Below are 19,599 nucleotides of genomic sequence, written 5' to 3' on the forward strand. Positions count from 1 at the left end.
GATTATCTTCCTGCCTCAGATTCAACAGGGACATCAATGGATTCAAGGATATCTTTTAGTATCTGTTCTTTTGTTTTTCTCATTGTTCCTTCCATTGAAAGAACTAAACGATGAGATAGAACATAAGGAGCAACACGTTGAACGTCATCCGGTGTAACGAAAGTTCTTCCATTTACATAAGCAGCACCTTGAGCAGCTTTCATGAAAGCAAGTGTTCCACGAGGAGAAACACCGTTTTCGATAAACTCATGCTGGCGTGTAGCATGGACGATGGATAATAAATAATTTTCAATTTCATCACTTACAAAAATCTGTAGGACTTCTTCTTGCATTTTTATAATGTCCTCTAGAGTAAAGACAGGTTCGAGCAGCTCTTGTGGGTTTTGAGCACGATACATATGAAGCATATCTTTTTCCTGAGTAAAGTCTGGATAACCTGAAGGCAGTTTCATAAAGAATCGATCAAGCTGTGCTTCAGGCAGCGGGAACGTACCATGTGACTCAATCGGATTTTGTGTTGCTATTACTAAAAAAGGGGAAGGCAGCTTCAATGTTTCTCCGTCAATGGTTACTTGGCGTTCTTCCATTACTTCTAATAAACTTGATTGAGCACGGGGGGTAGCACGGTTAATCTCATCGGCTAATAAGATGTTCGTCATAACTGGGCCTGGCCGCATTTCGAATTCTTGATGTTTTGGATGAAAGAACTGAATCCCTGTAATATCTGCAGGAAGGATATCAGGAGTGAATTGTATACGTTTGAATTCTCCGTCTATTAAACGTGCAAGGCTTTTAGCAAGCACAGTTTTTCCGGTTCCTGGTACATCCTCTAATAAAAGGTGTCCCTTATTAACTAGAGCGATCATCGTTAATTCAACAAGCTTATCTTTTCCGGTTAATACTCCAGCGATAGCGTTTTTAACGAGGTTAACTTGGTTCAATATAGTCATCATTATCTTCCTCTCAATGGTTAGATAAATTAACCATACCATTATTACAATATTTAGAAAATAACAATTGTAATATTTTTGAAATCATTGTAATGAAAAATAAGGATATTTACACAAGCTTTGTTGCTCTTGTAAGTGGTTGATTTCCGCTCCAGATACTCGCTTTCCATGGGGCGTGCGGTGAGCCTCCTGCCGCTTTGCGCCATTAGGAGTCTCCACCTGACCGCTTCAAGGAAGTTTCCTTGCTCCTGCGTCTACAAGTATATGCTACCGATGTGAGCATCCTCGTCGCATGCCTAGCGAGAAGCTTCTGGTAGGCACGCACCTTGCACTCCAATCAACTAGTCAATGAAGCATACTCAAGAAAATGTTCAAAAGCAGCAATCTTTTAGAAAAGAGCCAAAATAAAAAGCTTACCGCACAAAGAAAACGGTAAGCTTTGCATTTTAAAGATAGAAGAAAACAGCCAATATTGCAGCTATTATAAATCGATAATACGCAAAAGGAGTTAATTTCACTTTTGCGATGAGTTTTACAAAGAAAAGAATAGCTACGGCTGCTACTAAAAATGCTGTAACAAAACCAGTTAAAAAGAATGGCAGATCGGCTGCACTTAAAATGTCTCGGCTTTTATAAAGGTCGAGGCCGGAAGCTGCGATCATGATCGGAACTGCTTGAATAAAAGAGAAATCTGCCGCTGTACGGTGATTGAGTCCTGAGATCAATCCGCCGGAAATGGTTGCTCCAGAACGTGAAAAGCCTGGCCATAAAGACAAGCATTGGAACAATCCAATTTTCAAAGCTTGTTTATATGTCATGTCATCAAGGTCTAATGCATTTACACCTTTTTTATTCTGTACCTTTTCAGCAAACAGCATTAAAAATCCGCCGATAACGAGCCCGACAATGACTGTTTTAGGAGAGAACAAATGCGCCTTAATAAAATCATGAACAAGAAGTCCAATAATTACAGCTGGCATTATTGCAATAAAAATATGTCCGAGGTTTAAGCTATTTTCCTTTTTAGCCATTTTGCCGACACCCAGTAAACTCCAAAGGCGATTCCAGTACAGAACAACTACAGCCAGAATAGAACCAAGCTGAATAACAATTTCAAAAGTCTTTGCCTTGTCTCCCGTAAAATCTAGCATATGTCCCGCAACAATTAAGTGACCAGTTGACGAAACCGGAAGAAATTCTGTAATACCTTCTATAATACCCATTACGATTGCAACCCAAAGAAACATACATTCACCTTCACTTATTTTAAATTCATGAAATCTATTATAGTCGAGAAGAAGAGTATTGTCATATTCTTTTTCTAGTTAATTATGTAAGATTTTGTACAAATGAAAAAAGATGGGGAAGAGAACCCCATCTTCATTAGTTAATGATTGTAATATTTACGTTCTTTCTGCCCCAGTTGACAGCGTCTGAGTAGTTCTGCATATATACATCAATTTCGTTCCCGTTGATGCCTCCGCCTGTATCAGCTGCTACAGCATAACCATAGCCTGGTACATATACAACTGAACCCATTGGAATTACATCTGGATCAACTGCTATTACTTTTGCGTAAGGAATCTCTTTAAGGTTTGTCCCGCTTGAAGTAGTTCCGCTGCAGCCTTCGCAATTTGCTGTGTAAGCTGTTGCTGCGACAGTCATACCTTTTCTTTGAATATTGTTTTGGATACTATTAAAAGTTTGCTGCCCTGCAATACCATCTACTGATAACCCTTTAGCTTTTTGGTATTTAATAACTGCATCCTTAGTGACTGGACCATAATATCCTGTTGTTACAGCAAAATCAAAATATCCCATGGCTTTTAATTTGCCTTGAAGTTCATAAACATCATTGTCCCATGTACCTGGTCGAAGAGTGTGATCACCCATTGCTGCAAATCCGCTAACGGGAGCAGAAACGAGCAATCCGAATGCCATAGCTCCTGTAATTACCCATTTTTTTATCATAATAACTCCTCCTAATATGTATAATTGGTTAAATACGCCTCGGTTGCCAATTATACTAATCGAATATGACAGAAGCATTAGGAGAAGGTAACAAAGAGATTACAATATTATATTTATATAATAATAGGTAAATTAGTAAGTATACGGATGAGAGGTGGAGTAAGCTAAAAAATGATAGAGGTTTTTGCGGTTCTCGACAAATTTCCCAGGAAATAGACAAGGATTGTTAATTATCGTTCCTTTCATCATTCCATTCATCAAGACGGTTTAATAACTGATCTAGTTCTTGACTGCATATAACTGTTTCCTTCGCTGTAAGCCCATACGTTTTTCCAAGACAAAGCAAGACTTCGCGTTTTTCTTCAATTAATTGTAGCAGCATGGATTATTCACAACTTTCATGAAAGATTTTGTCTCAATAAATATGCATTATTTTTAAGAAAAGAAAAAGGGTTTCGTGGAAAGAAGTGATAATGTTACAAGATTCAACAACAATCGATGATAATATGTCGATTTATCTGAGTATCCTGTTGACTATTTTTTGAAGGGGGAGGGAAATATATAGCTAGAGAAATAGTTTGAGAGGAGAACATTATGCATCACTCGTTGAATATTGCGTTCATTTTATTGGCTGTAGCGGTTGGTGTAACTGCCTTGGCAAAGAAAATAAAAAAACCTTATCCAATTGCACTAGTGGTAGTAGGAGCGATCATCGGTCTTGTACCTCTTCCGGCTATGGACCCTTTAAAAGAATTTGTTGAAGAGGGTTACACATTTGAATTTATTATCATTTCGCTTTTGTTGCCTACATTACTAGGAGAAGCAAGTTTGAAACTTCCATTCAGCCACTTGAGGGAAAATGTAAAAGCTATAGGTGCATTAGCAGTTGGAGGAACCTTTCTTACCTTTTTGATTATCGGTGCTGGATCTTATTACATATTAGATTTGAGTCTTCAAACGGCTTTTGTATTTGCTGCTTTAATGAGTGCGACAGATCCCGTATCCGTTTTAAGCATTTTTAAAACTCTTGGAGTGAACCGAAAACTTTCAACTGTAATTGAAGGAGAGAGTTTGTTTAATGATGGATTAGCAGTTGTGTTTTTTATGATTGCCTCAATCTACCTGCCTTCTTATATTGAAATGGGTGCAGAGGGAATACTGGCTGCTGTTCTGATGCTTTTTAAAGTTGCGATCGGCGGAGCTATTGTAGGTGGAGGATTAGGATATATTTTTTCAAAGTTTACGAGCTGGTACGACGATTACCCGCTGGAGATTTTGTTTTCTATACTATTATTTTATGGCAGCTTCCTAATCGCAGAGTCCATACATGTATCGGGGGTAATTGCTGTTGTAGTTGCAGGTCTCGTCTTCGGAAATTATGGTGCCAAAATAGGGATGAGTCCAACTACTAAAATAAACATACATTCTTTTTGGGATGTTTTGGCGCTGTTTGCGAATTCACTAGTGTTTCTGCTTGTAGGATTGGAAATCGCCTATATCGATATCAATGATAAATGGGGATTAATTGCAGCAAGCATTCTTTTAGTGCTTTCTGCAAGAACGGTGGCAGTATACACCTCGATGCTTCCTTTAAAAGGTATACCAGCAAAATGGAAGCATGTGCTTAATTGGGGTGGACTAAAAGGATCTTTATCAATCGCTCTTGCGCTAAGTTTACCAGGAGATTTTCCGGGTCGGGAAAATATTATTATTTTAGCATTCTCTGTCGTTTTCTTTTCTTTGTTAGTACAAGGGATGACAATCTCCTCATTAATCAACAAACTGAACATAAAGGGCCCTAATAAAGAAAGAACAGAATATGAAGAGGCAATGACCGCTGTTCATAGATATGATTACGCAATAGAAAGACTTCATAAGTTAAAGAACGAGGCTGTTATTTCCACAATCGTTTTTGAAAGAATGAAAGCATTGTATGATCATAAACAAAAGGAAGCGAAAGAAACACTGGATGTGATGTATGAGGAGCACCCCGAGTGGAGGAAGAAACAAGAATATATTGCTTCAATTGAGGCTCTGTATGCAGAACATGAGGCAATAGAAAGATTGCTAAGAAAAGATATGATATCCAGCCAGCTTGCAGAAGAAGAAATCGAGCGGATTATTGATCATATTGAACAGAAGAAAAATAAATATTATGAAGAAGAAATTTAAAAAATGGCCAAAATAGGCCATTTTTTATATGTTTTCTTGTCTTGAAAGAGTGAATTGATTGAGAAGCTGATCGAGCTGCTGACTGACTTTAACTATTTTTGGATGTGCCAGTTCATGGTTCAGCTGGAGTGAAGTGCGATACAGCTCTTCTCTTAATAGGCTAATTCGGTCTTGAATCGTATGCTCCTTCATATGTATATCTCCCTTGCAATTATTACCGACGAAGGAGTTCATTCGGCAACTGGCTGGCATATCATTTAAAAGACTTAGCCCCTGTAGCTTTGCGTCCTTCTCTTTCGAAAAGTTTGCCCTTTCGTCGATTGATTTTATAAGTATAGCATAACGACAGCAACTTTTTACAAATAATTACAAAATAATACAACAGTAGAGTTTTTCGTAAGTGAAAAACATTCCTGTTACTAATAATATCGGACGAGACATTTATAAGTTTAAGCTCATTTCTATAAGATTGTTGCTTTAAAAGATTTTTTGGAGAATGCTTCTTCGACTAGTTGATTGGAGCGGAAGGTGTGAGACTCCTGCGGGAGCAGCGGGACAGGTGAGACCCTGGCAGGCTTGATAGCCTAAGGGGCTCACCGCACGCCCCGCGGAAAGCGAGCGTCCTGGAGCGGAAATCAACTACTTCCAATAGCAACAAAGGTTAAGAAAACAGTCTAGTTTAAGAGGAACAAAGTTGTTTTTTTGGTCAACTTAAGGAATTTCCTTTAAAATAGAAATGATATGCAATGAATGAGCAAACGACTAATTTGCTATAATTGGTAATAACAACTTGAAGGAGGGGAGACGGAATGAAGCAACCAGAGGAAGACGATGAAAGAAATCGTACACAATATGATTCCCCTGAGAAGAAAGTTCAAAATACACATTCGGTTCAGTTGTGGCGTGAGTATTTTTCAGAACGATTCGAGACATTCGAAAAACGGAAAATGCAAACCGTCTCCTTTCGGGATCTTGCTGACGGAAAAGATACGAGCTACACATTTGTACATATCTACCGCGATTATTATCCCGCACTCTTAAATGCTGGACAATTTTTTGATGAAGATATCGCATTGCTATATAGATATCATGTACAAATTGAAACGCTTATCCGCTTATTTTCGTTTGAAGCACAATATGGGATAGCTACTTATATGCAGGCGAACTTTGATGCTACAGTTGAAAAATTATCCGATCAAATCTATGTGGCATTAAAAGAAATGAATAGTGAAAAACTTCTAAATGAAAACAAGAAACTCATCGAAGAGAGTCTCCGAAACTTTCAAAGTCTTTATGAGATCCCTCCTAAATGGGGTTATTTATTATTTTATCTTTTTCAGATCAGCTGGTCTCTTCTTTATTCTGAGAGAACATGGATCGAAAAATATGAAAAACAATTGCTGGAAGAAAAAGAATCTGGCAAAGCATCTCAAATGCTTGAGCTTGCTCTCGTGCATTTTGCTTTTGCACGCCAGCAGGATGATCTTGCTTTTGAACGTTTGGGTCAGAATGATAAGAAAGTGGAAATGGTGCATTACCTTGTCTGGATGAAACTTTTGGTTGATAAGCAGGAATGGGAGCGTCTTTTGTCATGGCTTCTTTATTTGAAACCAAATTTCCTGGATGGTGTCAGTTCTTATTATTATCATTCAGACGCTCGTGAATTTTTCCACGAATACTTAAATTATTTCTGGAAGTATGCCCAGCACACTGGTGACGAAGAACAATATGAAGAAATGCTTATTGAGTTTCTGCCGATCACTTTCTATGAGTACGGCGAATATTTAATGGTAATCGGTGAACATGAGAGATGGGTGGAGCTTCAAGTGATCATGGGCTACTCACCAGAGCTCATTCAGCGAAAGGATTTAAAAGAAGTTCTTTCTTTTGAAAAGGAAACGGTTTTGCCGATCTATCATCAAACGATTGACAGGCTGATTAATGAACGGACGAGAAAATCATATCAATCGGCCATTAAGCATTTAAAAACGCTCCGGACAATTTACTTTGATATTGGTGAAGAAGAACGATTTTCTCTATATATTGAACAAATTGCAACGATCTATGGACGGTTAAGAGCGTTTCAGGAAGAGTTAAGGAAAGGAAAGTTTATTTCATGATCGATACAAGCAATCTTTTACTTCACGCAAAATGGCTTCATGGAAATATGGTTTTATGGGCCACTAAAGATAAGAAAAGAGTGCATGTGAACGATTGGAAACCTCTTTTATTTACGTGGCATCAGCCATCTTTTTATGGGACGCTGCTCGATATAGATGACGATCAAAATATATATATAAACGCGGGAGAAGCTTTTTTGCTGTTCAATCGCTATCCGGATTTTTTTCTTTCTGAAAATACGTGGGAAAAAGATGCTTGGCAAGTGGTGAAAGAGGCAAATCATTTTGATAAATTAATGAAATCCGATCTCGTGTCTCCTGACTTTGAAGCATGGAAATCAGGTGATTGGTCCTGGAAAGCTGAGGGTAAACGCATCGAGTCTCCTTGGATAAATGAGGCTCTTTCAACTTTGCCTGATGCTGGCTATTCAGCAATGCCGTCATCTTTTAACAAAGAACTGGTTAGAGGTAATTCAAGACAGATAATCTCTGCCTTAGGGCACTTGGATGAAGAAGAATGGCTGATCAAAATCGGCTGGAGGGAAGATCCTAAGCCTTTTAAACTGATTTTTGAATTATCCGAGCCTGCTGATGAGGAAGATAAAGATATATGGAACCTGAATGTCTTTCTTCAGGAAAAAGAAGAAGGTATTCGTGTTCCTTACAAAGGAAAAAGCACTCTCTTGCCTGATGAATGGAAACCTTATCAAGCTCTGCTGGAAAGTGATATGGAGCTTGTTTCTAAGCTTATTTCCTGGCTTAAGGTTGGCAGCCGCAAAGAAATTAGAGAAGAAATTACGGAAAAAGAAGCATGGGATTTCCTTACTTTAAAAAGTGATATGCTTCGCCAGATAGGTATATCAAGTATTCTTCCCGAATGGTGGCAGACGGTTCAGGAACTGCAGCCGAAAGTTAAAGCAAAAATTAAGACTAAACCACAAACTGGTGGCGGAGCACCGTCCTTTTTAGGGTTAAATGCAATTATGCAGTTTGACTGGAGGCTTTCAACTGGAGATGAAGAGCTATCGGAGGAGGAATTCCGCAAGCTGGTCGATGGCAGCAGAAGGCTTGTTCGCAGGAATGGTCAATGGTACAGAGTAGATCCTGAATGGATGAAACAAGTCCGGCACCTCATCAAAAACGTGGACCGTACTGGCATTCAGTTAAAAGATGTATTAGAACAGCATCTTTTAAATATGGAAACAAACCCTGCTGATGATGAACTTGATGGTATTGATTTTGAAGGGCCAATGCTTGATATGGAATGGGGTGAGCCGCTCAATCTATGGATGGATCAGCTTTCCGAAATCAAAACGATACCTGTTGAGCCAAAAGCTGAAAATCTGCAAGGAACACTTAGAGATTATCAAAAGACAGGAAGCTCCTGGATGTATTTTCTTCGAAAGTTTGGGCTTGGCGGATGCCTTGCAGATGATATGGGACTCGGTAAAACAGTCCAGACTATCGATTATTTTTTAAAGGTAAAAGAAAAAGGGGAGCTGGAAGGCACCTTTTTATTGGTGTGTCCTACATCTGTTATTGGGAACTGGCAAAAAGAACTTGAGCATTTTTCTCCTTCCTTAACAGTTGGTTTGCACTACGGCTCTAACCGGAAAAAGGGAGAAGACTTCGAGGCATGGTATAAGAATTACGACGTTGTCATTACTTCATATACAACGTGTCAGCTTGATTTTACCGAAATGGGTGGAACGTTTTGGGAGACAATCGTCCTCGATGAAGCTCAAAATATCAAGAACAGCTACACAAAACAGTCCAGAAGTATACGCAAGCTGAACGGGCGACACAAGATTGCATTAACGGGAACACCTGTTGAAAATCGTTTGCTTGAACTTTGGGCGATATTTGATTTTCTTAATCCTGGTTATTTAGGAAGTGAGCCTTCTTTTCAGAAGAAGTTTGTCCTGCCGGTCGAAAAAGAAAACGATAATGTGAGGCTGCAGCAATTAAAGAGACTTGTTCAGCCATTCTTACTCCGGCGTACGAAGGCAGATCCTGCTGTTCAGCTGAATCTGCCTGAAAAACAAGAAATCAAGGAATATTGTCCTCTATCAAAAGAGCAGGCTTCTTTATATGAAAGACTTGTTCAGGATACATTCGAACAGCTTGAAAAAGTAACGGGCATGCAGCGTCGCGGTTTGCTGCTCGCTATGCTAGGCAAACTGAAACAGATTTGTGATCATCCTGCCCTTTATACGAAGAATGACAAATTAACAAAGCTAGAGGATCAATCAGCTAAATTTTCTAAGACGATTGAGCTCCTAGAAGCCATTTTAGAAAAAGATGAAAAATGCTTAATCTTTACCCAGTTTATCTTTATGGGTGAGCTGATTAAGAAGTACGTAGAGAAGAAGTTTGGAAAACCTGTTTTGTTCTTACATGGAAGCTTATCAAAGCAAAAACGTGATGAGATGATAGACAGTTTCCAAAATGGGGATAACGCTATATTCATCTTATCGTTAAAAGCAGGCGGAACAGGTTTGAATCTGACAGAAGCAAATCATGTCATCCACTATGACAGATGGTGGAATCCTGCAGTTGAAAACCAGGCAACTGACCGTGCTCATCGAATCGGGCAAAAGAAGTTTGTTACGGTGCATAAGATGATCACGCTTGGCACACTCGAAGAAAAGATCGACATGATGCTCGAAAGTAAAAAAGAGCTGTCAGAGAAAGTGATCCAGAGCGAAAACTGGATTACGGAATTATCAACTGATGAGCTGAAAGACTTATTTACTCTGCGCAAAGAGTGGGTAGAGACTTGATGGATATAAAGACATGCTGCTTGCATGTCTTTTTTTAGTTGTACTACTGGGGTATGTCAAATTATCATTCAACTTCGTCAAATTATTAACCATATGTGTCAAATTATGATCCAGCTTCGTCAAATTAAGTTCATTTCTGGTGAAATTATTTACCTGTCTACTAAGATTGGACACAAAACTCGCTGGGATTAGCTGGGATTAAGAATTAAATTTCAAAACTAACCTCTTTTAAACAAATAAAAAGTTTTAAATCTTCATTTTTGATAAACTATCATCAAATACACAAAAAAAAGCGAATTAATATCTTAAAAGAACTCTCAAATGAGCAGGAGGAAGCACACATGTATCTACCATCATTCTCGCTAAATGGAAAAACTGCGCTCGTTACAGGGGCGGGCAGAGGAATTGGACGAGCGATCGCAATCGGTTATGCAGAAGCAGGAGCTGACGTTGTGATCGTATCAAGAACGCAATCAGATCTAGAAGAAACCGCTGAACACATCAAGCAAGCGGGTAAAAAAGCATATACCTTTGAAGCAGATGTGACAAACAAAAGCCATATCGAAACAATCTTTGAGAAGCTGGATACCCAAAACGTAAGAGTCGACATTCTCGTCAACAATGCCGGGATGAATATTCGATCTAAGGCACTTGAGGTTTCAGATGACGAATGGGATACGATCATGAATACGAATCTTCGTTCAGCTTTCTGGTTTTCACAAAAAGCTGGGGAAAGAATGAAGGAAAATGGCGGAGGAAAAATCATCACGATTTCTTCCGTTGCAGGTCATGTGGCACTGCGGACAGGCGTAGTCTATGCATCTACGAAAGCGGCTATCATACAGATGACGAAAAACCTTGCGCTTGAGTGGGGGCAGTACGGCATAAATGTAAACAGCATCGGGCCGTGGTACTTCAAAACGCCTCTGACTGAGAAGCTTCTCGCGGACAAAGATTACTTGAATGATATTTTAGCTGTAACACCTCAAAAAAGGGTTGGAGAGCTGCCTGATCTTGTGGGACCGGCAGTTTTCTTAGCAAGTGATGCAGCTAACTATGTTAATGGTCAGACGCTGTTTGTTGATGGCGGGATGACGATTCAAGGTTTTTAAACAACGAATTACTAAACTATATAAATATTTTTCGGAATTTTGTATCTTCCTGTATGAAAACTTCATTATCCGTTAATAATGGTGCTACACAAGCAATAATTTTTAATGTTTGAAGGGAGATATCAATAATGAAAAAAATGGATTTAGTAGATGCAGTACGCAATGCAACAAGTATGAACAAAAAGGAATCAGCACTTGCTGTTGATGCAGTATTAAACGCAATTACAGATGCTTTAAAGAATGGTGAGAGCGTTCAGCTAATCGGTTTCGGAACATTTGAAACACGCAACCGTAATGCGAGAAAAGGACGCAACCCGCTTACTGGTGAAGAAATCATGATCCAGGCAAGCAATGTTCCTGCATTTAAGCCAGGGAAATCGCTGAAAGAAGCTGTAAAAGCAGTTTAATTGTAAGTAAATACAAAGGACGCTTTCAATTTTGAAAGCGTCTTTTTGCATTGCAGGCTATCAAAACTTTTCGACATATAGAAGAGCGACGTTGTAATAAGTTGAAGAATATCGTACAAGTTCAGCAAAGAAATTAAATAAAAACTTGTCGCTGTTAAGTATTCTTTGTCATATTTAGACGAAAAACAGAATAATTTGACGTGCGAATTATCAAAAAATTTAAAGGAAACCAGCCCCTTTTATTTAATAATAAACAGTACGAAGTTTTAGTAAAAAGGGTGGATAAAAAATGAATATAACAAGCCAGGACGATCTTCTTGCAGTAGCTACCTTTAAAGAAATGATCGATGTCCTGCCTGAATTTGTATGTATTAAATATCCTGATGGAACTTGGGCAGAAGCAAACCGGTTCGCGTTAAATATCTACGGAATATACGATAATGACTACAAAGGAAAAAGTCTGGAGGAAATGGAGACCAGACTCTCGAGTGAAGTTGTTGAAAGATGCAATCTGTCAGACCAGAAAGCTTGGGAAACGAAGAAACCTACTAAAACAGCTGAAAAGATAAAAATGAAGAACGGCCGAGTGGTTATGCTCGAACTGATTAAACAGCCGACTTTTACAAAAGACGGAAACCCGCAAATGCTGGTCGTTACCGGAAGGGATATCACTCCGCATAAACAGAAGGAAGAAGAACTAAGCGTTGCTTTAGACCTTTTGGAATCCGTTCTTAAAGGTACTACAGATGCGATTCTTATATTAAATACGAGACAAGAAGTAATAAAAGTAAATGATGCGTTTGAACAAATGTTTGGCTGGGAAGAAGAGGACTTTTCTGAAGAAAATGATACTATTCCAGTCATTACACCGGCTCATTTGCAAGATGAATCGATAGAGATTATCAACCTATTAAAGCAGGGTCAGTCTGTTCCTCTACATGAAACGCAGCGAATTCATAAAGATGGAACAGTATTTGACGTGTCTGCTTCCTTTTCTAATATTTGTGATATGGAAGGGAAAATAATGGGGTTTGTTATCGTTTATCGTGATATTACTTCACAGAAAAAAGTAGAGCGGGCTCTACGGGAAAGTGAGGCGAAATATCGTTTGATCGCAGAACATTCGACGGATTTAATCACTGTTATTGACCCATCAGGACTGATTCAGTATGTATCTCCTTCACACTTTACGGTCTTAGGCTATGAGGAGGGAGAAATTAAGGGAGCTATCCTTGATCTCGTGCATCCTGATGATATGGAAGGGCTGTCAGACCAGTTTATGAAGGCGCTCGTTAAAAAAATTCCTTTTCAGACTGAATTTAGGCTTCGTCATAAAAACGGTGATTGGATTCTTTTAGAAGCAAGAGGAGTTCCGGTCATGACGAAAGAAGGTCATGTAGAGAGTCTGGTTACATTCGCGAGAGATGTCACGAAAGCTAAGCAGACAGAAGAGCTGATGCTTAAATCAGAGAAATTATCTGTACTAGGCGAATTGGCTGCCGGTGTTGCACATGAGATTCGAAACCCGCTTACTTCATTAAAAGGGTTTACGAAGCTTTTGTCAGATGCTGACGATGTAATTCGACTAGAGTATTTACGTATTATGGAATCTGAGCTTAACCGGATCAATGATATTGTCGGAGAATTGATGCTCGTTGCAAAACCACAGGCGGTAAGTTTCGAACATACAAACATAAGAGATCTGATCTTTAGTGTCGTAAGGCTTTTAGAAACCCAGGCAATCATGAGGAATATTCAAATCTGGGTGAATATAGCTGATGATATACCTCCAGTTTATGGTGTCGAAAACCAGCTGAAACAGCTGTTCATAAATCTGCTGAAGAATGCAATTGAAAGTATGGATTCAGATGGGGAAATTCACATAAAGATTGGTACAAAAGACGAGAGAGTCACTATTGAACTGAATGACCAAGGCTGCGGTATTCCTGCAGACAGATTAAAGACATTAGGAGAACCTTTTTATACAACAAAAGAAAAGGGAACAGGTTTAGGCTTAATGGTGTGTTTTAAAATCATTGACGAACACGGCGGTGCCATTCATTTTTCTTCTGTTGAAGGGCAGGGAACTCGTGTTGAGATTGAGTTGCCTACAGCTCCGGTTCATATAAATTAGAGGTTTATTCCATAGGAAAGCCGACCACACTGTTACTAAGGGAGTGTGGAGATTGTGGGAAAATACCGTATCTTTTTTGTATACAGGATTAAAGATCTAAATTACGTTCATGTTCATGGAATGAACATGGAAAACAAAAAATTGTTTACAGTTCTCGTTTCATCGCCAGACGACCGCATCGACGTGGATAATCATCATGAACAGCTGCCAGAAGAACTTCTTTCTGTCCTCAAGAATGAGAGCGGCCGTATTAATGCCGGGCTTTACGATCTAGCCCATTGGGAACCGTATACGTATAGTTAGACTCCTTTCCAATTTTGTTGAAAGGAGTTTTTTTGTGTAAAATGTTCCTAAAAGAATAAAAGGAGATCTTCAGATGACACAGGATGAAATTGTCGACCTGTTAACAGGCAAGATTAAACTTGTTCGGACAGAACTCGGATACACTCAAGATAAAATGGCGGATATATTAGGGATCTCAAAGAAAACATTGGTTCAAATTGAAAAAGAAAGAATTAAAGCTAGCTGGACAGTCATTGTAGCTTTATGTGCTCTTTTCCGAAACTCTGAAATTCTGTATAACTCGCTTGGCGGTGATCCGCTGGATGTGATGGAAGTTGTTGTACATGAATATGTGGCACCGCCAAAAGAAAAGACTTGGGGCGGTCATGTATGGTGGAAGGAAGTACAATCTCAAAATGGCTGCAGATTGCAGCAAAATGTCATCAGTCAGCATTACCGGATTCTCGATAATAACAACCATAGAATCTACAGTTCTTTTGATGAAAAGGAAGCTCGTGAGCGTTTAAAGGAAATATAAATTAATGTTTCGTTAATAAAAAGTTTAAATTGCTGTCACATTAAGTTTACTTTGTGCTGTTACTTTTAATATGAAAGTTGTTTCATATATTGAAAGGAGTGCAGCACATGGGATGGAAAACAAAGCTAACCGCTTTTGCAATAGCTTCTGCTTTATCAATTCCTGCAGGACATGCTAACGCTTTAACAAGCGTTGATAAAAAAGACGGCGGAATAGGGAATACAACGAACTATTTAGATGAGGTACCAAATATTTCACTTGATCCAAAAGTCGAAAATATTATTTACCCTCTTATGGCTACACCAGCTATTAAGAAAAATGGATCAGAACTTACCGTTAAAGTAGATTCTAAAGGAAAAGAGCCAGCAGGCTGGGACATTTCTCTTAACCCTACCGAAGCTGCACAGGTGGAAGGAAAATATAACCTTCCTGTTAAGAGTGTTCAAAAAGGATCTTCCCATTGGAAAGACAGCTCTTCTATTTATGAAGTCACAGTAACGATTCCAGAAGATGTACCTGAGGAACTTTTTGACCTGGAAGTTTCTTATACATGGGATGGTACACGAATTACAGATGACGAACCGAATTCAGTAAAAGTTGTTAAAGAGTATAAAAAAGATTTTAAATTCATGCATTTAACTGATATACATGTTGGATCTCCAAGAAATATTGCAGACCCTGCTAATGCAGCAGAAGCAGGAATGTGGGATCCAGATAAATCAAAAAGATGGCTTTATCTGCAAAAAACAATTAAGCAGGTAAACCTGTTAAAACCTGATTTTGTTGTGATGACGGGGGATTTAATGTACGGTCAGATGAATCCTCAAGAATATATTTATGAATATGAAGAGACGTACCGTATGCTGAAACAATTTAATGTCCCAGTGTACATCGTTCCAGGAAACCATGATTATTATGCCCAAGATGCAACTTTAGCTGATGGGGCAAAATATTGGGAACAATACTTTGGACCACAGTATTTCTCATTTGATTACGGTCCATATGCACATATGATTGGATATAATTCATATGACTGGCATAAGTTTGACCGTCAAGGGCACGGAACCGTTTCAGTGCCAACATGGGGCGGCCAAATCCGGAATCAGCAGATGGAATGGATTAAAAAAGACTTAGCAGAGAACAAGGCAACTGCTCAGGAAGGTCAGACTTCAGGATTGTTTTCCCATCATAATCCAATCTGGCGTGACAGGGACATCTGGCCATCGACTGATCCAAATGTCGAGGAGTACTGGAAAGAGTATGATGCTAAACATGACCCGCAAGATTTAAGCACACTTTTAAAAGGTGAAAAGCTTGGTATAGAATATGACCAGCAATGGCATGGGGAAGGGTCACACGAATTGATTGATGTGATGAAACAGAACGATGTTGATATTTCACTTCATGGCCACACACATATCGATAACGTTACAGAGCAAGACGGAATTTTATATTCAACAACTGCATCGATCGAATTATCCGCAAAGCCTTGGGTAGGTTATCGCTTATTTGAAAAAGATGCAGCAGCAGATAAGTTCAATTCTTACGTGTTTGAAGGTCCGGATAAATCGATGCCTGTTTATCAAGATGGAAACACATCAGCGGGAGTAGTTTCATTTGAGAATGCCTTTAAGCTGCCGAATGATGGATCACAGGTTACACAAACAACGACTTTGACTAATCGTTTAAATAAACCTGTAACAGTAAACATTCCATTTTATATGAAGCAAGGGACTTATACTCCATCAGCAGGTGAAATAATAGAGACTCAGCTTTATGGCACGAAGCAGTTTGTAGAAGTACAAATCACCGTGCCTGCTAACAGCACGAAAAATATTGAATTAACTCGATAAAATGAAATCTAAAACCGCCTAGGTTAATGCCTGGGCGGTTTTTCCATTTTCATATTTAAAAACTAAAATAAAATCAATCTTTAACCGATAAGAAGTATGGGACTTGAGACTAATCGTTAAGCCGAAATACCTAGAAAAGGAGCAAGTGAGATGTCACTTAGCACTCAAACTTTGAAAATTGTTATTGTTTCAAACGGAGATGAAGAATTTGGTCTGCCGATTCAATATGTTGCTTCCATTGAACGTGTTATGGAGATTACACCAATGCCAGAGATGCCTCAAGAAGTTTCAGGGGTTATTCATCTAAGAGGCAATGTTATTCCGATAATTGATTTCGGACAGCTGATTGAAAACCAAAAGTCATTAAGGACGGATTCTTCAAGAATTGTTGTTCTGCAAAAGGATGATAACTTTTTAGGCCTGCTGACTGAAGCAGCAACAGATGTCATTGATATTGACACAGCATCGATTCAGACTCCAGGAAGCTTTGCACAAAAAGAAGATTCGATGATACAAGGCGTGGCTAAACATAACGAACGTCTGATTGTCGTTTTAAACTGCCCGGTGATTTTTAATAATAGAAATTTTTAGGCTCAATTCTAAAATATCGTTGCATTTGAACATTTTTTGTTGAATACGCTTCTTTGACTTGTTTATTGGAGCGGAAGGTGCGAGACTCCAGCGGGATAAGCGGGACAGGTGAGACTCCTAAAGGCGCAAAGCGTGAGGAGGCTCACCGCACGCCCCGCGGAAAGCGAGCATCCTGGAGCGGAAATGAACATCTTCTAATAGCAACAATATTTACGAAAACAGCCAATATTTAAGAAGAGGTGACACATGAAACTAACATTAAGAAAAAAATTAGTAGGTTCATTTTTAATCGTTTCCGTGTTGTTCGCTGCGACATGCGGTATTTTCTTTTATTTCTTAAAAGACATGCAGAATACATATAGCGAGCTTTTAGACAGAAGAGCAGTCATTCATGAAAATGCGAAAGAGATTGAGCTGAATGCTACAATCCAAAACAATAGTGTGCGTGAGTATTTACTTGAGCAGTCATCAGACAGTAAAGCAAAGTTGCTGGAATCTACGGATCGAATAGATGCCCTAGTTAATGCAACTATGAAATTGGTTAAGGTTGATGCGGATAAGGAAAGACTTGAAAAAATCTATTACCTAAACAACGATTATCGTACAGAATCTGAAAGAGTGCTGCAGAATTCCATGAGCAACATGGAAGCGGCAAATGAATATGCAAAAAGTTCACTGTTTCCAATAGGAAGAGAAATGCGTGATGTCACAGCAGAAATGGCTCAAAGACAAGCTAATCTTATGGATGAGGGTGAGATCACAGTTAAATCTCAAGAAAAATTTGTCGTTACATTAGTAACAATATTAGGCATTGTTATTGTAATCGCTGCTCTTTTAATTGGCTATTTCATTTCAAGAAATATTTCACGTCCAGTTATAAGAATGGCAGATATGCTAAATGAAATTGCAGATGGCGATCTGACAATGGATCCGATCAAAGTGAAAAATAAAGACGAGATCGGAATGCTCGCAGACGGAATCAATCATATGGGGATGAACCTTGCCAGCCTTATCAGACAAGTGAGAGTAACATCTGAACAAGTGGCTGCATCTTCAGAAGAATTGACAGCAAGCGCCGAGCAGACGAGCCTTGCTACTGAACAAATTGCAGGTACTATTCAGCAAGTTGCAGGCGGGTCACAGGAACAAGTTCGAACAGTTGAAGATATTGTTGAAGCGATGAATCAATTATCTGCTGGTATTCAGCAAATAGCAGTAAGCATGCAGAACATGTCAGAGTCATCATCGAGATCCCTTTCTGTTGCTGAAGGCGGCAATGAAACAATCAAGGAAACGGTTGGGCAAATGGATGCTATCCATGCATCAATCACAAATACATCTCAGGTAGTAAAAGATTTAGGGGAACAATCGCAAGAAATCACAAAAATCGTAGATGTTATCACAGACATTTCTGGTCAGACGAACTTGCTTGCATTAAATGCAGCGATCGAAGCTGCACGAGCTGGAGAGCAAGGCAGAGGGTTTGCAGTAGTTGCCGATGAAGTAAGAAAGCTTGCAGAGCAATCTTCTGCATCAGCACAGCAAATCGGCCAGCTTATCACTGCGATTCAAGAACTGACAGAGAAAGCTGTAGAGGCGATGGAAAGCGGAACAGAGGAAGTAACAGGCGGACGTGAGCTTGTTTACCGTTCTGGTGAAGCATTCAAGAGTCTGTATGATAGTGTTGCAGAAGTGTCGAATCAAGTCGGAGAAGTATCTGCAGCCACTCAGCAAATGTCTGCTAGTACAGAGCATGTTGCAGGAGCGATCGATGTAATTTCATCAATGGCTGAAACAGCAGCGTCTTCTACACAAGAAGTTTCTGCATCTGCAGAAGAACAGCTTGCAAGCATGGAAGAGATTTCGTCATCTTCAAATGCACTTTCGCAGCTGGCAGAAGAAATGAACGAAACAATTAATAAGTTTAGAGTTTAAGATGAAAGAAGCCGCCAATTCAGGCGGTTTTTAATTTATCATAACATTCGTATGGCGCTCATAAATCCTTCCAGGTCGATTATAAAACCTAACATCACAATCCAAACAACAAAAAATGCTGGCTCAGTAAGGCAATTCACCTTACAGCCAGCATTTTTAACACTATTCTTCTTTATAAAACCTGTCTCCAGTATCCGGGTTATAATAGACCCGTTCTTTTTTGCCCGTTGATGGATCAATTGATATTTCTTCGGTCCAAATATAGCCTGAAGGGACTTTGGTCTCGCTTTTTTTATAACGCTTATCGTAATAAAGCCAAGATAAAATCGCAAGAACGATTAGCACTAGAATGGAGAGCACTTGCCATCCGATTAAAATATTTATCCAATTCATTGTCTTTCAGCAACAACGGCAGTTCCATAAGCGACAATTTCACTCATGTTGTTGCCCATTTCACCAGAGTCAAAGCGCATCATTACGATTGCGTTAGCACCCATTTCAGATGCGTTTTTCACCATGCGGTCAACCGCTTGCTTACGAGCATCTTCAAGCATGCTTGTATATTCTTTGATTTCGCCGCCCAAAATTCCTCGAAGTCCAGCCATGATATCGCCGCCAATTCCGCGGGCACGTACAACAATACCAAATGCAGATCCCTTAACTTCTTTAATTTCATACCCTTTAATGTTTTCTGTCGTGACAACGATCATAATGATATCCCCCTAAATTTAATACTTCTTTAAACGAAAAA

The 19,599-nt window shown here is 39.2% G+C and carries 18 protein-coding genes and 1 riboswitch; of the genes, 11 read left to right on the top strand and 7 right to left on the bottom strand.

The annotated features are described in order from the left end of the window. Positions 1 to 2: 2 nt before the first annotated feature. The 4 genes from ACFQ4X_RS01285 to ACFQ4X_RS01300 form a co-directional block, all read right to left on the bottom strand. The gene (locus tag ACFQ4X_RS01285) at positions 3 to 992 is read right to left on the bottom strand and encodes an AAA family ATPase (RefSeq protein WP_379832766.1); all 990 of its coding nucleotides are present in this window, start codon (positions 990 to 992) and stop codon (positions 3 to 5) included. Between the two features lie 404 nt (positions 993 to 1,396). Beyond that, entirely contained in the window at positions 1,397 to 2,197 is an 801-nt protein-coding gene (gene bacA, locus ACFQ4X_RS01290; RefSeq protein WP_379832767.1) for an undecaprenyl-diphosphate phosphatase, read from the bottom strand. 136 nt (positions 2,198 to 2,333) lie between these two features. Beyond that, entirely contained in the window at positions 2,334 to 2,921 is a 588-nt protein-coding gene (locus ACFQ4X_RS01295; protein ID WP_379832768.1) for a 3D domain-containing protein, read from the bottom strand. 226 nt (positions 2,922 to 3,147) lie between these two features. Then, complete coding sequence (locus ACFQ4X_RS01300) at positions 3,148 to 3,303, bottom strand: aspartyl-phosphate phosphatase Spo0E family protein (RefSeq protein ID WP_083207652.1); 156 nt, start codon at positions 3,301 to 3,303, stop codon at positions 3,148 to 3,150. 212 nt (positions 3,304 to 3,515) lie between these two features. Here ACFQ4X_RS01300 and ACFQ4X_RS01305 point away from each other — a divergent pair, with 212 nt between their 5' ends. After that, complete coding sequence (locus tag ACFQ4X_RS01305) at positions 3,516 to 5,093, top strand: cation:proton antiporter (protein ID WP_379832769.1); 1,578 nt, start codon at positions 3,516 to 3,518, stop codon at positions 5,091 to 5,093. Positions 5,094 to 5,117: 24 nt separating this feature from the next. On the opposite strand, the gene ACFQ4X_RS01310 is transcribed toward ACFQ4X_RS01305, so the two are convergent. Beyond that, entirely contained in the window at positions 5,118 to 5,285 is a 168-nt protein-coding gene (locus ACFQ4X_RS01310) for an aspartyl-phosphate phosphatase Spo0E family protein (RefSeq protein ID WP_083207653.1), read from the bottom strand. 41 nt (positions 5,286 to 5,326) lie between these two features. After that, positions 5,327 to 5,413, bottom strand: a riboswitch (cyclic di-GMP riboswitch). Positions 5,414 to 5,902: 489 nt separating this feature from the next. On the opposite strand from ACFQ4X_RS01310, the gene ACFQ4X_RS01315 reads away from it, so the two are divergent. From ACFQ4X_RS01315 to ACFQ4X_RS01360, 10 genes are all read left to right on the top strand, one after another. Then, positions 5,903 to 7,213, top strand: coding sequence for a hypothetical protein (locus ACFQ4X_RS01315; RefSeq protein ID WP_379832770.1), 1,311 nt, complete (start codon positions 5,903 to 5,905; stop codon positions 7,211 to 7,213). Then, positions 7,210 to 9,996, top strand: coding sequence for a DEAD/DEAH box helicase (locus ACFQ4X_RS01320; protein ID WP_379832771.1), 2,787 nt, complete (start codon positions 7,210 to 7,212; stop codon positions 9,994 to 9,996). Before ACFQ4X_RS01315 ends, ACFQ4X_RS01320 begins: the two co-directional genes overlap by 4 nt. 341 nt (positions 9,997 to 10,337) lie before the next feature. After that, positions 10,338 to 11,108 (top strand): SDR family NAD(P)-dependent oxidoreductase, encoded by a 771-nt coding sequence (locus tag ACFQ4X_RS01325; RefSeq protein WP_379832772.1) that lies wholly within the window; start codon positions 10,338 to 10,340, stop codon positions 11,106 to 11,108. A 128-nt stretch (positions 11,109 to 11,236) separates the two neighbouring features. Next, complete coding sequence (locus tag ACFQ4X_RS01330; RefSeq protein ID WP_066286854.1) at positions 11,237 to 11,515, top strand: HU family DNA-binding protein; 279 nt, start codon at positions 11,237 to 11,239, stop codon at positions 11,513 to 11,515. A gap of 289 nt (positions 11,516 to 11,804) precedes the next feature. After that, a complete protein-coding gene (locus tag ACFQ4X_RS01335) occupies positions 11,805 to 13,649 on the top strand; it encodes a PAS domain S-box protein (RefSeq protein WP_379832773.1) in 1,845 nt (614 codons plus the stop codon). Positions 13,650 to 13,703: 54 nt separating this feature from the next. After that, complete coding sequence (locus ACFQ4X_RS01340; protein WP_379832774.1) at positions 13,704 to 13,952, top strand: hypothetical protein; 249 nt, start codon at positions 13,704 to 13,706, stop codon at positions 13,950 to 13,952. A gap of 73 nt (positions 13,953 to 14,025) precedes the next feature. Then, entirely contained in the window at positions 14,026 to 14,469 is a 444-nt protein-coding gene (locus ACFQ4X_RS01345; RefSeq protein WP_379832775.1) for a helix-turn-helix transcriptional regulator, read from the top strand. Positions 14,470 to 14,576: 107 nt separating this feature from the next. Continuing rightward, on the top strand, positions 14,577 to 16,322 hold the full coding sequence (locus ACFQ4X_RS01350) for a metallophosphoesterase family protein (RefSeq protein WP_379832776.1): 1,746 nt from the start codon (positions 14,577 to 14,579) through the stop codon (positions 16,320 to 16,322). Positions 16,323 to 16,472: 150 nt separating this feature from the next. After that, positions 16,473 to 16,913 (top strand): chemotaxis protein CheW, encoded by a 441-nt coding sequence (locus ACFQ4X_RS01355; RefSeq protein ID WP_379832777.1) that lies wholly within the window; start codon positions 16,473 to 16,475, stop codon positions 16,911 to 16,913. A 246-nt stretch (positions 16,914 to 17,159) separates the two neighbouring features. Further along, positions 17,160 to 18,848 (top strand): methyl-accepting chemotaxis protein, encoded by a 1,689-nt coding sequence (locus ACFQ4X_RS01360; RefSeq protein WP_379832778.1) that lies wholly within the window; start codon positions 17,160 to 17,162, stop codon positions 18,846 to 18,848. Between the two features lie 162 nt (positions 18,849 to 19,010). Here ACFQ4X_RS01360 and ACFQ4X_RS01365 read toward each other — a convergent pair whose 3' ends face one another. Continuing rightward, positions 19,011 to 19,241 (bottom strand): hypothetical protein, encoded by a 231-nt coding sequence (locus tag ACFQ4X_RS01365; RefSeq protein ID WP_379832779.1) that lies wholly within the window; start codon positions 19,239 to 19,241, stop codon positions 19,011 to 19,013. Continuing rightward, positions 19,238 to 19,558, bottom strand: coding sequence for a YbjQ family protein (locus ACFQ4X_RS01370; RefSeq protein ID WP_379832780.1), 321 nt, complete (start codon positions 19,556 to 19,558; stop codon positions 19,238 to 19,240). The genes ACFQ4X_RS01365 and ACFQ4X_RS01370 overlap by 4 nt, the downstream gene beginning before the upstream one ends. Positions 19,559 to 19,599: the final 41 nt, after the last annotated feature.

Origin of the sequence: Fictibacillus halophilus (assembly GCF_042680145.1) — a bacterium.
GTDB lineage: Bacteria > Bacillota > Bacilli > Bacillales > Fictibacillaceae > Fictibacillus > Fictibacillus halophilus_A.

Coding starts and splice junctions, on each gene's coding strand:
- ACFQ4X_RS01370 (WP_379832780.1), bottom strand. CDS start 19,558: ATGATCGTTGTCACGACAGAAAACATTAAAGGGTATGAAATTAAAGAA.
- ACFQ4X_RS01310 (WP_083207653.1), bottom strand. CDS start 5,285: ATGAAGGAGCATACGATTCAAGACCGAATTAGCCTATTAAGAGAAGAG.
- ACFQ4X_RS01335 (WP_379832773.1), top strand. CDS start 11,805: ATGAATATAACAAGCCAGGACGATCTTCTTGCAGTAGCTACCTTTAAA.
- ACFQ4X_RS01365 (WP_379832779.1), bottom strand. CDS start 19,241: ATGAATTGGATAAATATTTTAATCGGATGGCAAGTGCTCTCCATTCTA.
- ACFQ4X_RS01295 (WP_379832768.1), bottom strand. CDS start 2,921: ATGATAAAAAAATGGGTAATTACAGGAGCTATGGCATTCGGATTGCTC.
- ACFQ4X_RS01350 (WP_379832776.1), top strand. CDS start 14,577: ATGGGATGGAAAACAAAGCTAACCGCTTTTGCAATAGCTTCTGCTTTA.
- ACFQ4X_RS01305 (WP_379832769.1), top strand. CDS start 3,516: ATGCATCACTCGTTGAATATTGCGTTCATTTTATTGGCTGTAGCGGTT.
- ACFQ4X_RS01330 (WP_066286854.1), top strand. CDS start 11,237: ATGAAAAAAATGGATTTAGTAGATGCAGTACGCAATGCAACAAGTATG.
- ACFQ4X_RS01315 (WP_379832770.1), top strand. CDS start 5,903: ATGAAGCAACCAGAGGAAGACGATGAAAGAAATCGTACACAATATGAT.
- ACFQ4X_RS01325 (WP_379832772.1), top strand. CDS start 10,338: ATGTATCTACCATCATTCTCGCTAAATGGAAAAACTGCGCTCGTTACA.
- ACFQ4X_RS01345 (WP_379832775.1), top strand. CDS start 14,026: ATGACACAGGATGAAATTGTCGACCTGTTAACAGGCAAGATTAAACTT.
- ACFQ4X_RS01360 (WP_379832778.1), top strand. CDS start 17,160: ATGAAACTAACATTAAGAAAAAAATTAGTAGGTTCATTTTTAATCGTT.
- ACFQ4X_RS01285 (WP_379832766.1), bottom strand. CDS start 992: ATGGTATGGTTAATTTATCTAACCATTGAGAGGAAGATAATGATGACT.
- bacA (WP_379832767.1), bottom strand. CDS start 2,197: ATGTTTCTTTGGGTTGCAATCGTAATGGGTATTATAGAAGGTATTACA.
- ACFQ4X_RS01355 (WP_379832777.1), top strand. CDS start 16,473: ATGTCACTTAGCACTCAAACTTTGAAAATTGTTATTGTTTCAAACGGA.
- ACFQ4X_RS01320 (WP_379832771.1), top strand. CDS start 7,210: ATGATCGATACAAGCAATCTTTTACTTCACGCAAAATGGCTTCATGGA.
- ACFQ4X_RS01300 (WP_083207652.1), bottom strand. CDS start 3,303: ATGCTGCTACAATTAATTGAAGAAAAACGCGAAGTCTTGCTTTGTCTT.